The organism is Vibrio sp. 1402 (assembly GCF_033340275.1).
The window spans coordinates 1-513 of the sequence record NZ_JAWOWE010000735.1 but is presented as its reverse complement, the minus strand read 5'-3'; the positions used below and the strand labels follow the sequence as shown (position 1 = coordinate 513).

General features: G+C 42.1%; 1 pseudogene. It reads right to left on the bottom strand.

Going from position 1 to position 513, the window contains the following annotated elements:
* Nucleotides 1-270: 270 nt before the first annotated feature.
* Nucleotides 271-513 (bottom strand): annotated as a pseudogene (locus R7044_RS28205) (amino-acid N-acetyltransferase); the annotation flags it as partial.

The window sequence follows — 513 nt, the reverse complement described above, 5'->3', positions numbered from 1 at the left end:
CTGCCCAGCATTTTAGGGTGAAGGCTACGTATCATCACCTAGATCCATTTGCATTGGTTAAAAACCAATCACTAGCGCGCAGAGTATAGCCAACAGTGTGTATATTGAAAAGGTAAAAATGGAACTAAAATCAATGTAATGCTTTGCATATCTAAATTAATAGTATTACTGCTTATGATACATGGATTTATTGTTGAGAGAGTCGGAGCATGGCGTTCCAAACCTCGGATTGAGGATTCAGAACGCACCTGTTAATGATTGTGAGCTAGTTTATAAGTCTAACGCCAAGATTTTTGATTTACGCTGGAAGTTGTACAGCCCTTGTTTGGCTCCCGGTAGGTAATCGACGCCGACTTCGTAGAAGCCTTGCTCTCTAAACCAATGCAGACTGTGGGTGGTAAGGACAAAAATCTGGTTGATAGTTTCTGATTTTGAACGATGCTTCATGTAGTTCAGCAGCAACAAACCTCGGTTGCCATCCCGATAGTCTGGGTGAATAGCAACACAGGCCAT